Below are 13,577 nucleotides of genomic sequence, written 5' to 3'. Positions count from 1 at the left end.
ACGGGTCGATTGCGGCCACCTATAAGAATAATGAAAGATCAAACTATGGCGTCTGATAGACAGAACCTGCAGGATGCGTTCCTGAACCACGTACGTAAGACCAAAGTACCAGTAACCATTTTTCTGATTAATGGCGTTAAACTTCAAGGTGTTATCACCTGGTTTGACAACTTTTGTGTTCTGCTTCGCCGTGATGGTCAGTCTCAGCTGGTCTATAAACATGCGATTTCGACCATAATGCCTAGCCAGCCGATCAGCCTGTATGAGGGCGAAGACGCTTCTTGAGCAAGGCGCAATTCCAGATCGATGAAACCGACGGCCCCGCGCAAACGCGTGCTTGGGTCCTCCATCCCGATATAAAAAGCGATAACAGCCGCCGCGAACCTGTGGCTGCTTTGGGCGAAGCGGTCGCCTTGGCCGAGGCCCTGCCGAACCTAGAGGTTGTCGGCTCTGACGTTGTGCCTTTGCGCGCGGTCAGTGCAGGGTATCTGTTTGGCAGCGGTAAAATTGACGAAATCAGCACCCTTTTGCATGACAATGAGGTTGAGCTGGTTTTAATCGACGGCCCTGTCACGCCTGTTCAGCAACGCAACCTTGAAAAAGCGTGGAACGTAAAGCTGCTGGATCGCACAGGGCTGATCCTCGAAATCTTTAGCGACCGTGCGGCCACCCGCGAAGGTGTTTTGCAGGTCGAAATGGCGGCGCTGAACTATCAGCGCACGCGCCTTGTGCGTGCTTGGACCCACCTAGAACGCCAGCGGGGCGGTTTAGGGTTTGTCGGGGGGCCGGGTGAAACCCAGATCGAGGCTGACCGCCGTGCCATTGACGAACAGCTGGTTCGCCTGCGTCGACAGCTGGAAAAAGTGGTGAAAACCCGCGCGCTTCACCGTGCAGCGCGGGCCAAGGTTCCCTATCCGATTGTGGCGCTTGTCGGATATACAAACGCGGGTAAATCGACGCTGTTCAACCGCCTTACGGGGGCGGATGTGATGGTCAAAGACATGCTCTTTGCCACGCTTGATCCAACCATGCGCAGCCTTGAGCTATTGGATGGGCCAGAGATCATTCTTAGCGACACGGTTGGGTTTATCTCTGATTTGCCAACCGAGCTGGTCGCCGCCTTCCGTGCGACCCTCGAAGAGGTTTTGGCCGCTGATATCATCCTGCATGTGCGCGATGTGTCCCATGCCGAGACCGAAGCGCAGGCGCGCAATGTGCGCGACATCATGACGTCCCTTGGCGTGCCCGAAGAAACCCGCACCTTTGAGGTCTGGAACAAGCTGGACCTGCTCAGCGAGGATGCCGCCGATGCCATGCGCGAACGTGCCGCGCGCGATGAAACCGTTCTGGCGATCTCGGCGATTACGGGCGAGGGGCTGGATGGGTTGCAAACAACCGTTGCCGAAGCCCTGCAAGGGGCGCTGCGCACTGCCGATCTGGTCCTCAGCTTTGCCGAGGGGCGCAAACGCGCATGGCTGTTTTCCCAAGATGTCGTCGTGAACGAAGAGCAAACGGAAGAGGGTTTTGCCCTCACCGTGCGCTGGTCAGCGGATGTAGAAGCGGCCTATCAGCGGCTATAACCCCGTTGCCGAGGCAAACCGCCACGCACCAGGGCGCAACTGGTTGAGCTGCCATTCCCCTACCTGAACACGGATCAACCGCAGGGTCGGCAGGCCCACATGGGCAGTCATGCGGCGGACCTGACGGTTACGCCCTTCGGATATCGTGATGCGCAGCCATTCGTCGGGTACAGATTTGCGAAACCGCACAGGCGGGTCGCGCGGCCACAGGTCATCTGGTGCCTCTGTCTGGTCCACACGGGCAGGGCGGGTTTTGCCGTCTTTCAGCGTCACCCCCTGCCGAAGCGCCTTTAGCGCCGCCTCATCTGGCGTGCCTTCAACCTGCACCAAATAGGTTTTTTCCAGTTTGTACTTGGGGTTGGATATCCGCGCTTGTAGCGGGCCGTGATCGGTGAGCACCATCAGCCCTTCGCTGTCGCGGTCCAGCCGCCCTGCGGGGTAAAACCCTTTTTCGTCGATAAACCCTGACAGGGTCGGGCGGGGCGACCCTTCGGTGCCTTTATCAGTGAACTGAGACAAGACGCCGAAGGGCTTGTTAAAGAGGATGACGCGATTGCTCATTGGTTTTGCGGGATCAGCTGTGTCACGCCCACCGAAGCGGCCCGCGCGAGGTCTTGGTCCAGTGACATGGGGATGTATTCACCGCGCCGCCAAAGCTGGGCCAGATCGTCATAATGGCGCGACAGGAAGTGGCCTGATTGTCCAGTCGAGGTCACAAAAACCGAGCTATCAGGATCGGCAAAGTCATATACTCCGCGGTATCCAGCGCCATGGACGTTATGGAACGGGTTCGGCGCGCTGCCTTTGGTGCGGCCCCGCATCAGCGTGTGATCGCCACCAGAGGTGCTTTGGCGGATGTTCACGAAATAGCGCAGCACCGGAACCTGACCCAAAACAGGGTGATCGTGGGTTGCCTGATGTGCATCACCCCAGCGCAGGGATTCCAGAGCGGTTCCATAGGTTTGTGAAATCTCCAGCAGCGCATCATCCAAGGCGAGCCTTGCCATGTCAGCGCAGGTTTCAACGGGCGCGGATTGAAAGACGTCACACCACGCCGAGGCCCCTTCAACATCGCGGAAGACACGTTCGATAAACAAAGGTTCGACATGTTCGAACTCTGTCGCCAAGGGGCCCAATTCATCGCGGATCAGGCGATCCTGTAGGGCGCGTAGCCATGTGGCATAGATCAGCGGCTCTGGCAGGTGTTCGTTCATCTCTCCTGACCAGCCCGCCAATAGCGTCAGCGCACGCTGGCGGAGGGCTTCGGTTGTGCCCGCAGGGGCGGCTTCGCCCGTGAACCACAGTTCGGCCCCGATAAGCGGCAAAAGCGAGCGCGCGGTAAAGCTGACTGTGTCCAGCTGCGCCTCGATGAAACTATCGCGGGTATGAACCTGACGCCCTTGCATTAAACGCTGCCAGCGCTGGATACGCTGCGTGTCACCCCATAAAAAGGACATGTGGTTCGGAAAGGGGCGATGAACGGTTTTGTTGTTAGTATTGCCCAAGATACCCCCAGCAGGCGCCACAAATCCGGGGTTTGCGGTAAAGGGCAAAGTCCCCTGCCAACGGTTGGCTGCGATCCAGCCGGGGCTGGGCATTCGCCCTTGGCTTTGGTGGTTCGGGTCGCGTTTTGGCGCGGCCCCGATGGTTTTCATTGCGATCGTTTCGCGATCTACCAAAGTCAGGTTTTGAGAGGGTGCGATAAACAGCGAAGCCGCAGCTATCCCTTCACCGACTGTTTTGGCGCTCATCAATTCGATGGCGGCCTGAAGGGTTGTGTCCCGTTGGCTCAGAACAGTCCAGTTCACCGATACCACGTGACCGGGTGGTGTTACGCTGGCAAGGTTATAGTGGCTGCCGGGCAGGACGGGGCCGTTGTCTGTCCAGCGCAAGGTCAGGGTGACGGGATCTTGGTCTTTGACATTGATGATCGACGAGCGGGTGAGGAATTTCTTGAAGCCGTCAGGCGTGCGGTATTCTTCGCGATTGGCGGGGTTTATCTCTTCGATATAAACGTCCTGATCATCAAGGTACGAGGACGTGAGCCCCCAGCCAAGGTCTGCCGAACGGCCTGTCAAAACAACAGGAACACCAGGGATGGTTGCCCCGATCACGCCGCCTGATTGCAGCTCGAGCCGCGCAAGATACCAGATCGCTGGCGCGGTAAAGCCAAGGTGGGGATCGTTGGCCAACAATGTCCCCCCCGAAGCCGAACGCGATGGGGCCGCAGCCCATGCATTTGATGCGCCAGCAAGGGCGGTGCGTTTAAAGGGCGACAGGGGATGGGGTTTAAACGGCACCGTCTGCGAAAATTGCCGCGCGGTGGGGAACAGGCCTGCGTATTTGGGCAAAGCCGCCACACCTGCTCCTGGTGCATCTGGCAGAATGTCACGGATACGGGCCTCGTCTGGAAGAGCCAGTGAGATGCGTGCGCGAACCACTTCGGCGTCGAGGTGGCCAGACAGTTGAAGCCCCATGAGTTTAATGATCGCAACACTATCGGCAGGGCGCCACGGCGCCATCGGCGCGTTAAACAAAAACATCTCGGGCGCGCCTCGGCCCAAGGCATCATCGTTAATCTGGTCCAACCGCGCATTCACACCTGCTGCATAGGCGCGCAATGCGTTTTGGGTTTTCTCGTCCATGGCCTCTAGCGACGCAACAGAAAGCGCGTAAATGTCAAAGCGGCGCAGCAGTTTATCCACATCCAATGTGGTTGCCCCAAACACTTCGGAAAGGCGCCCCTGTGCCGTGCGGCGCAACGTGGTCATCTGCCACAAGCGGTCTTGGGCATGGGCAAAGCCAAGCCCAAAGAACACGTCTGCGTCCTCAGACCCAAAGACGTGCGGCACGTTTGCGTTGTCACGAACAATCTCGACAGGGCGTTCAAGGTTCGGAACTCTGACCTCGGCCGTGTAATCAGGAAGGGATCGCGAGGCGAGCCAGTAGACCATGCTCACCGCTAAAACGCTGAGAACCAGCAAGGCCGCAGCAAGACGAATGAGCCAGCGAAACACCAAAGCCATAGAAAAACCTTTCGAAATCAAGCCTAGCTAAGGTTTGACCCTGAGGGCCAGAGTGCTAGGTAAAGGCAGCAATAGCGCAACATTAAAGCAAGGAAAAGCACATGGCCAAGTTGGCGTTTTTAGGATTGGGCGTAATGGGCGGACCAATGGCGGGTCACCTGCAAAAAGCAGGCCATGAGGTCACCGTATACAACCGAACAGCGGCAAAATCCGAAAGCTGGGTCAAGACCTATGGCGGGGCGATGGCGCTCACTCCGAAGGAGGCCGCCGAAGGGGCGGATTTTGTGATGAGTTGCGTTGGCAATGATGATGATTTGCGATCTGTCACCTTGGGGGATGATGGGGCCTTTGCCGGAATGGCAAAGGGCAGTGTCTTTGTTGACCACACAACCGTTTCAGCGGCGGTTACACGTGAGCTGTTTGGCAAAGCTGCCGCAGCGGGGATCGGGTTTATCGATGCGCCGATCTCGGGCGGTCAGGCTGGCGCGGAAAACGCAGTGTTGTCGATCATGTGCGGCGGAGAGGCCGAAACATTCGACCGCGCCCTTCCGGTGATGGAGGTTTACGCCAAGATTTGCCGCCGGATCGGCGAGTCCGGTGCAGGGCAGATGACCAAAATGTGCAACCAGATTGCCATTGCGGGCGTGGTACAGGGCCTGTCAGAGGCGCTTCATTTCGCGGAAAAGGCTGGGCTGGACGGGCGCGCCGTGGTTGAGGTGATCTCGCAAGGGGCGGCGGGAAGTTGGCAGATGGCCAACCGCTATGAAACCATGCTGGATGATGAATTCGAACATGGTTTCGCCGTAGATTGGATGCGCAAAGATTTGGGGATCTGTCTGGATACATCTGATGAAATCGATGCAAGCCTGCCGCTGACGGCGCTGGTTGATCAGTTTTATAAGGATGTTCAGAAATTGGGCGGCGGACGTTGGGATACATCCAGCCTGATCCAACGCTTGCGCAAGATGGGCTAAGGCTAGCTGAAAACGCATTAAGAAACCCGAGGCGCCGCAGAAACGCGGCGCCTCGGGCTTTTGTCGGTTCTTTTAGGGGATGATGCGCGTGTATTTGCTGCCCTCAAGGGTCGCACCAACGCGCAGACCAGCACGGCCAAAGACAACGGCCAGAACGGGCGAAAGAACGGTGGTTGTATCGGCGTTCACGCTGTCACCCCGATCTGAAATCACATATTCAATGTTCGCCCCCGCAGCCCAACCAGGTGAGCGGCGGAAATCGCTGAGCGCATCGTCCGTCATAAAGAACAGAACATGCGCATATTGCTGCGCACCGATCTGCAAGCCACCCGAAGCTTTGGTCACGGAATAATAATCAACCGAAGTGTTATTGACCCGCAACGCGCCACGCCCATAGGCCGCGCCCAGCCCAAGGCCTGCTTCGGTCACCAAAGGCATGACCAGCATGCCATTGGATTTTTCGGCTAGGGTCGCCGTGTTCGGAAAGGCGCGGTACATTTCAGCAAGGGTTGTGTTCACCCGCGCATCGATTGTGCCAGCACCTGTAGAGCCCACACCGTTGCCGCATGCCGCCAAAGCACCGGTGGAAGCCGCCGCGCCCAACGCAAACGCGCGGCGCGATAAAAGAGTCTGTTTCATTGGTTTGCCTGTAGTTATATCACTGCTCAATTTGCCGGTATTGTCCGGCTTGGCGCTACAATAGTTGTTTTTTTCAGCGGTGTCATTGTATTTGATGGTTTGGGCGGAAAGATGCTTTGGCTTGCGATGTTTCGCGTAGCTATCTGATATTGAACAAGGTTTTTCTGCCGATTAGACTTTTTCTGGCGATCTCTGTCCGAATTCACGCCCGTTTAAACATCACAGTTTCGTTCCCGCCATGTTTCAAAAGCACCATAGGTGATGAAATGCCTTCCGTTTCAGGGCGGCAGCGATGGCGTTTCCTGTGGCGCAGTTTTTACTGTGCGTTCAGTAAACGCGCCGCTGCTGGGGCGAAATAGGTCAGGATCCCGTCACAGCCAGCGCGCTTAAAGGCCATGAGGCTTTCCATCATCACGCGCTCTTCATCGACCATACCCGCAGCGGCTGCTGCCTTGATCATGCTGTATTCACCAGAGACCTGATAGGCAAAGGTCGGCGCGCCAAAGGCGTCTTTCACACGGCGGCAAATATCCAGATAAGGCAGACCCGGTTTGACCATAACCATATCTGCCCCCTCAGATAAGTCGCGCGCCACCAGCCGCAGGGCCTCATCACTGTTGGCGGGGTCCATTTGATAGGTCTTCTTGTCACCCGTCAGCGCTCCAGACGCGCCAACAGCATCACGGAAAGGGCCATAAAAGGCGCTGGCATATTTCGCAGCATAGCTGAGCAGCATGACCTTTTGGTGGCCTTCGGTCTCAAGCGCATTGCGGATGGCGCCGATGCGCCCGTCCATCATGTCGGATGGCCCGATGATATCGGCGCCCGCACGCGCCTGTTCCAGCGACATCTTGACCAACGCCTCAACGGTTCGGTCATTCACGATCTCGCCATCCTCAACAAAGCCGTCGTGGCCGTTGATGTTATAGGTGTCCAGCGCCACATCGGTCATGACAACCATTTCAGGAACTGCAGCCTTGATTGCACGAATGGCGCGGTTGGTGTGGTTTTCAGGGTCCCACGCGCCAGCGCAATCCTCGGTGCGCTCTTCCAACCCAGTATAGGGAAACAGGCAAAGCGCGCCGATCCCCAGATCGCGCGCCTCGATTGCGGCGTCAACGATACGGTCAACCGAACGGCGCATCACCCCTGGCATCGAGGGAATTTCCTCGACGATATCGGTGCCGGAACGCACAAACACCGGCCAGATAAAGTCAGCCGCACTAAGGTAATTTTCCCGAACCAAGCCGCGAATGCCGTCGTTTTGACGGGTCCGGCGCAGACGCGTTGCGGGGTAGGGTGCTTGGATGGGGTGCATGGGGGTTTTCCTTTGGTATGTGGCCCGTTAGAATTGACATGTATCGCCACTGCGCTCAAGTGCTGTGAGGGGCTGGGAATCGCAACTGCCTCGGGCTATGACACGTAGAGCGAGTAGTATGGAAAAATGTTTTGGACTGGTACGATACACTTTTTGAACTGATTGACATGCGATCTTTCTCGAACCTGTGGTTCTGGATTGTTCTGGCCGTTGTTTGGTCGACGACCAGCCACTATGGGCTGGGGGTGCCATTTGATATGGTTCTGCGCGCCAAACGCCACGGCGGACAGGCCGAGATTGATCTGGAAGATCTTGTTCGGATCAACTCCAACAGATTGTTGTTTATCGCGCAGGTTTCTGGGCTTTGGATTGCGGGGTTTGCCTGTTTTTTCCTGACCATGTTGGGGCTGTTGGGGTTCATCTACGGAAATGAATTTGCCCAATCCCTGATGTTACTGGCCTTTCCGCTATCGCTTGTTGGGCTGGTCAGCATTTCAACGGCCCGCCTGATCCAAGAGGAAGAGGCGCGGGGCGAAAGGCTGCAAAAACGGCTGATGCGGCACCGTCTGTATACGCAAATCATCGGGATGGTTTCGATTTTTGTGACCGCCCTGTGGGGGATGTATCAGAATATCAATGTTGGTCCTCTTGGTGGTTGACAGTTTTACGCCGATCACCCCATCACGCTGCTTATGAAAACCGCTACGCATATTACGCTATCTGGCGCACCCGAAGGGTTTGACGCAAAGCTGCTGCTGGCCGAGGCGGAGAAATCCTCAGCGCCCTTGATCCATGTTGCCCGCGACGACAAACGCATGGCCGCGATGCAAGAGGCGCTGCGCTTTTTCGCGCCGGATATGCCCGTGATCGTCTTTCCGGGGTGGGATTGCCTGCCCTATGATCGTGTTTCGCCCAATGCGGATATCTCGGCGCAGCGTATGGCAACGCTTGCGGGGCTGGTGCATGGGATGCCCAGCCGGTTTATCCTGCTCACCACTCTTGGCGCGGCGACACAGCGCGTGCCGGCACGCGATATCCTGCGCGACGCAGCATGGAGCGCCAGCGTTGGCGGGCGCGTAGATGAAAAGGGGCTGCGCGCCTTTTTGGTGCGCATGGGGTTTGTGCAAAGCCCAACGGTGATGGAGCCGGGCGATTACGCCGTGCGCGGTGGCATCATTGATATTTTCCCACCCGGTGATTTGGGCCCTGTGCGATTGGACCTGTTCGGAGATGTGCTGGACGGGGCGCGCCGTTTTGACCCTGCAACGCAACGCACCACCGAAAAGCTGGATCTGGTCGAACTTGCGCCCGTCTCTGAGGTTATTCTGGACGAGGCCGCGATCACCCGTTTCCGGCAGAACTATCGCATCGAATTTGGCGCGGCGGGGTCGGATGACCCGCTGTATGAGGCGATCTCGGCGGGGCGCAAACATCAAGGCGCCGAACATTGGCTGTCGTTGTATTACGACAAGCTGGAAACGCTGTTTGATTATCTGCCCGAGGCCACTGTCACACTGGATGACCAGCTAACGCCGATGCGTTTGGCGCGCTGGGACAGCGTTGCGGACCAATACGAGACGCGCAAAATCGCGATGGCCAACCGCTCAAAAATGGACAGCGTCTATAAACCAGCACCCGCTGAGGGGCTGTACCTAGATGATGCAGCGTGGGAAGCGGCGATTGCGGATCGCCGCGTGCTGCAGCTTGCCTCTTTGCCCCAGCCGACGGGTCCGAATGCATTGGACGCCGACGGGCGCATTGGCCGCAACTTCTCTCCAGAGCGGCAGCAAGAAAGTATCAGTCTTTTCGGTGCCTTGGCATCTCACATTAAAGCAAAGCTAGAGCTGGGTCCGGTTCTGATCGCCAGCTATTCCGAGGGCGCGCGTGAACGTCTGACAGGGTTAATCGAAGAAGAAGGCCTCGCCGAGGCAATTCCGATCCCGAATGCCACACGTATAGGCAGGCGGGGCTTGCATCTGGCGGTTTGGGCGCTGGAACACGGGTTTGAGGCGCCTTTGGGTAAGGCTGGTGATGCCGAGCGCCTGACGGTTATCTCTGAGCAGGATGTACTGGGCGATCGCCTGATCCGCCGCCCAAAACGCAAGAAACGGGCGGAAAACTTCCTCTCTGAGGTTCAAAGCCTTACGCCGAATGATCTGGTGGTGCATGTCGATCACGGGATTGGCCGCTATCTGGGCATGGAGGTGGTCACGGCCGTTGGGGCCGCCCATGAATGTCTGGTGCTGGAATATGCCGAAGCTTCAAAGCTGTATCTGCCTGTCGAAAACATCGAATTGCTCAGCAAATATGGCCACGAAGAGGGGCTGCTGGATAAACTGGGCGGCGGTGCTTGGCAGTCGAAAAAGGCCAAGCTGAAAGAGCGCATTCGCGAAATGGCGGATAAGTTGATCCGGATCGCTGCGGAACGCGCTTTGCGCCGTGCGCCCGTTCTGGAACCGCCAGAGGGCATGTGGGATGCGTTTTCAGCGCGCTTCCCGTATCAGGAAACGGATGATCAGCTGAGCGCGATTGGCGATGTGATTGACGATCTGACCTCGGGCAATCCGATGGATCGCCTTGTTGTCGGGGATGTGGGCTTTGGCAAAACCGAGGTGGCGATGCGCGCGGCCTTTGTGGCGGCGATGTCTGGTGTTCAGGTGGCCGTGATCGCGCCAACGACACTGCTGGCGCGTCAGCATTACAAAAGCTTTGCAGAAAGGTTTCGCGGCTTTCCGATTGAGGTGCGCCAGCTAAGCCGTTTTGTCACTGCGAAAGAGGCCGCATCAACCCGTGACGGCATTGCCAAAGGCACGGTGGATATCGTCATCGGCACCCATGCTTTGTTGGCAAAAACGATCAAATTCAAAGACCTGGGCCTGTTGGTTATCGACGAAGAGCAGCATTTTGGCGTGGGCCACAAAGAGCGGCTAAAGTCGATGCGCACAGATGTTCACGTGCTGACGCTGACGGCCACGCCGATCCCGCGCACGCTGCAGCTATCGCTGACGGGGGTGCGTGACCTTAGCATCATCGGCACGCCTCCGGTGGATCGCCTGAGCATCCGCACCTATGTGAGCGAGTTTGACGCGGTCACCCTGCGCGAAGCCTTGCTGCGTGAACATTACCGTGGCGGCCAGTCCTTTTATGTGGTGCCTCGGATCAGCGATCTGCCCGAGATCGAAGCCTTCCTGAAAGAGCAACTGCCCGAGCTCACCTATGTTGTTGCTCATGGCCAGATGGCCGCGGGCGAGCTGGATGAGCGCATGAACGCCTTTTATGACGGCAGCTTTGACGTGTTGCTGGCCACAACAATTGTGGAAAGCGGTCTGGATATCCCAACCGCAAACACGATGATTGTGCACCGTGCCGATATGTTCGGCCTTGCGCAGCTTTATCAGATCAGAGGGCGCGTTGGCCGATCAAAAACCCGCGCCTACGCCTATCTGACGACCAAGCCACGGGAAAAGCTGACCGCCACAGCAGAAAAGCGTCTGCGTGTGATCGGATCGCTCGACACGTTGGGCGCTGGGTTTACGCTGGCGTCTCAGGATATGGATATTCGCGGGGCAGGGAACCTGCTGGGCGAAGAGCAATCAGGCCAGATGCGTGATGTCGGGTTTGAACTGTACCAATCCATGCTCGAAGAAGCGATTTCCAAAATCCGCTCGGGTGAGTTGGAAGGCGTGGTGGATAGCGATGGCCAATGGGCGCCGCAGATCAATCTGGGCGTGCCTGTGCTGATCCCTGATGACTATGTGCCCGACCTTGATGTGCGCCTAGGCCTATACCGTCGCCTGTCAGAGCTGACCAAAAAGGTCGAGCTGGAAGGTTTCGCGGCCGAGCTGATCGACCGTTTTGGTAAACTGCCACGCGAAGTAAACACGCTGATGTTGGTCGTGCGGATCAAAGCCATGTGTAAACGGGCAGGGATATCAAAGCTCGACGGGGGCCCAAAGGGCGCAACGATCCAGTTCCACAACGATAAATTCGCCTCACCCGAAGGGCTGGTCCAGTTCATTCAGGATCAGCGTGGGCTGGCCAAGGTAAAAGACAACAAGATCGTTGTGCGCCGCGATTGGAAATCGGACACGGATAAGATTAAGGGTGCGTTTTCCATCGCCCGTGATCTGGCAGAACATGTTGTCGCAAAAGAAAAAGCAGCCAAGAAAAAGGCGAAAACGCCTTAAGCGGCTGCTTTACCCTACCGCCTGCTTTTTCAGGGCTCTGCCCATCCACAACATTGTTAGACAGCCCACAAAGGCCAGCACAAACACGCACGCCGCTAACAGCCGTTCGTCACCATGGATCATTGTTCCAAGCGGGCCAGAAATCAGCACTGCACCAACAGTAGAAAGCGCACCAATAACCGAGGCAGCCATGCCCGCGATATGGCCCATCGGCTCCATCGCGAGGGCGTTCAGATTGCCCAATGTCATTCCAGCCTGAAAGAAAATAGTGGTTTGCCAGAAGACGAAGAAGAAAAACCCATAGGGTCCCGCGCCCAGATCAAACAGGACAAAGGCTCCTGAGAAGAGGATTTGGAACGCCAAGGCAAGGGTCACAAGGCGATACATGCCGAACCGAACAACCAGCAAAGCATTCAGCAGGCCCGCGCTTCCCGATAAAATGGCGACTAAGAAGAACCAATAGGGAAACTCATCCGCCCGCGCATAGACAAGGTCATACACCTGTTGAACCAGCATGAGCGTGAGGAACAGGCAGCCCATGATCAATGTCTGCACAAAGATCGACAATCGAACAACTTGGTGTTTTGCCATTTCTTTGACCGCAGAAAACATCAACGTCAGGCGCATTGGGCGGCGGTCTTCAACGGGGAGCGTTTCAGGCAGTCGAAAGGACATCCAGACGCAAATGATGACTGCAAAAAGGATGAAGGACAGGAAGATGCCGCGCCAGCCAGTCAAATGGATGATGAATTCACCCAACAAAGGTGCAACCGCTGGCACCAAGGTAAAGATCATCATGATAATGGAGACAACCTGAGCCATCTGTCGCCCCGCAAAGCGGTCGCGAACGATCGCAATCGAAACAACCCGTGGCCCAGAGGCCCCCAACCCCTGAAGAACACGCGCAAATAGAATGACCTCTAGGCTTTGCGCTGCCCAAGCCACGGCAGCGCCGAGGATATAAAGCCCGCTGGCAAACAGGATTAGCGGCTTGCGGCCATAGGCGTCAGAAAGGGGGCCTGTGAAAAATGTGCCAACCCCCAGCCCCAAAAGGAACATGCTGAGGATAAGCGGCGCTTGCTGAGGCGCGTCGGGGGAGAGTTCGGCGGCAATGGTCGGCAGGGCTGGCAAAATTGAATCGATAGAGAATGCAATCGCCGCCATCATCATGGCCATTAGGGCGACGAACTCGGTCCGGCCCATTTTGAAGGAATCTGAGGAAGGGGGCACGCCGCGCTCCGATAGCTGATCAAAAAATAAAAGGAATTCTTAGTCAGCAGTATCTTCGCGTTTCAAAAGAGGCAATCGGTAACGCGAGGTTAATACCCCGAGGCCACCTTTAGCGAGGGTTGTGGCACCGCATGGAAAGGGCGACGGGCACCGATGATTTCCGCACGCGGCACATAGACCACCTGTGTGACGTCCTCAAAATGGTCAAACTGGCCTCTCCAATCTTCGCCCATGGCAAAGACCGAAACGTTATAATTCACGATATCGGTGTATTTCTGGTTCCAGTCCTGCTCGGCGATGACGCGGCTGACGAAACGGCAGCTTTCCAGCATCAACCGGCGCTGTGCATATGAGGTGACCGATGGCACACCCATTTTTTCGTTATAGGCATCAGTAGAACATCCCACGATCAGTTCGGACCCCAACATAGAAAGGCGTTGAAGCAATCGCGCATGGCCCTGATGAAACAGATCAAACGATCCATAGGTCAGCACAACACGCGAAGACATAGGGGACATCATAATAGCAAAGCCTTTCTCAATTCACCAAACCCCGTGCAAATGCACGACATGAGCGGTAGCGCGACGCATACGTCGCTCTTTGAACGGAAAGGGGGCGTCCCG

Annotated in this window: 11 protein-coding genes; 5 read left to right on the top strand and 6 right to left on the bottom strand. The window is 56.8% G+C overall.

Annotated features, from left to right (window positions below; translation table 11 throughout):
* The first annotated feature begins 45 nt into the window (after nt 1-45).
* Nucleotides 46-285: an RNA chaperone Hfq gene (hfq, locus tag Z948_RS0116875; RefSeq protein ID WP_007119530.1), complete on the top strand. Its 240-nt coding sequence runs from the start codon at nt 46-48 to the stop codon at nt 283-285.
* A complete protein-coding gene (hflX, locus tag Z948_RS0116870; RefSeq protein WP_052033206.1) occupies nt 282-1,580 on the top strand; it encodes a GTPase HflX in 1,299 nt (432 codons plus the stop codon). The genes hfq and hflX overlap by 4 nt, the downstream gene beginning before the upstream one ends.
* Here the strand turns inward: hflX and Z948_RS0116865 are convergent.
* Entirely contained in the window at nt 1,575-2,141 is a 567-nt protein-coding gene (locus Z948_RS0116865) for a pseudouridine synthase (protein ID WP_025060723.1), read from the bottom strand. The two genes, hflX and Z948_RS0116865, sit on opposite strands and share 6 nt — an antisense overlap.
* On the bottom strand, nt 2,138-4,606 hold the full coding sequence (locus Z948_RS0116860; protein ID WP_025060722.1) for a penicillin acylase family protein: 2,469 nt from the start codon (nt 4,604-4,606) through the stop codon (nt 2,138-2,140). The genes Z948_RS0116865 and Z948_RS0116860 overlap by 4 nt, the downstream gene beginning before the upstream one ends.
* Nucleotides 4,607-4,707: 101 nt before the next feature.
* Between Z948_RS0116860 and Z948_RS0116855 the strand changes: the two genes are divergently transcribed.
* Nucleotides 4,708-5,580 (top strand): NAD(P)-dependent oxidoreductase, encoded by an 873-nt coding sequence (locus Z948_RS0116855; RefSeq protein ID WP_025060721.1) that lies wholly within the window; start codon nt 4,708-4,710, stop codon nt 5,578-5,580.
* Nucleotides 5,581-5,652: 72 nt separating this feature from the next.
* Here the strand turns inward: Z948_RS0116855 and Z948_RS0116850 are convergent, their stop codons facing one another.
* Nucleotides 5,653-6,219, bottom strand: coding sequence for a lipid-binding SYLF domain-containing protein (locus tag Z948_RS0116850; protein ID WP_025060720.1), 567 nt, complete (start codon nt 6,217-6,219; stop codon nt 5,653-5,655).
* Nucleotides 6,220-6,535: 316 nt separating this feature from the next.
* The gene (hemB, locus tag Z948_RS0116845; protein ID WP_025060719.1) at nt 6,536-7,537 is read right to left on the bottom strand and encodes a porphobilinogen synthase; all 1,002 of its coding nucleotides are present in this window, start codon (nt 7,535-7,537) and stop codon (nt 6,536-6,538) included.
* Nucleotides 7,538-7,704: 167 nt separating this feature from the next.
* Between hemB and Z948_RS0116840 the strand changes: the two genes are divergently transcribed.
* Complete coding sequence (locus tag Z948_RS0116840) at nt 7,705-8,196, top strand: hypothetical protein (protein WP_052033212.1); 492 nt, start codon at nt 7,705-7,707, stop codon at nt 8,194-8,196.
* 33 nt (nt 8,197-8,229) lie between these two features.
* Nucleotides 8,230-11,724 carry a transcription-repair coupling factor gene (gene mfd, locus Z948_RS0116835; protein WP_025060717.1) on the top strand — a complete coding sequence of 1,165 codons (3,495 nt, stop codon included), beginning with the start codon at nt 8,230-8,232 and terminating at the stop codon, nt 11,722-11,724.
* Nucleotides 11,725-11,733: 9 nt separating this feature from the next.
* On the opposite strand, the gene Z948_RS0116830 is transcribed toward mfd, so the two are convergent.
* Together Z948_RS0116830 and Z948_RS18280 are read right to left on the bottom strand one after the other, a co-directional pair.
* Nucleotides 11,734-12,954, bottom strand: a complete 1,221-nt coding sequence (locus Z948_RS0116830; protein WP_342665876.1) for a multidrug effflux MFS transporter — start codon at nt 12,952-12,954, stop codon at nt 11,734-11,736.
* 89 nt (nt 12,955-13,043) lie between these two features.
* Complete coding sequence (locus Z948_RS18280) at nt 13,044-13,475, bottom strand: adenylyltransferase/cytidyltransferase family protein (protein ID WP_025060715.1); 432 nt, start codon at nt 13,473-13,475, stop codon at nt 13,044-13,046.
* Nucleotides 13,476-13,577 lie beyond the last annotated feature (102 nt).

The sequence above is a fragment of the Sulfitobacter donghicola DSW-25 = KCTC 12864 = JCM 14565 genome, from assembly GCF_000622405.1.
Lineage (GTDB): Bacteria > Pseudomonadota > Alphaproteobacteria > Rhodobacterales > Rhodobacteraceae > Sulfitobacter > Sulfitobacter donghicola.
This window is presented reverse-complemented; position numbering and strand designations above follow the sequence as displayed.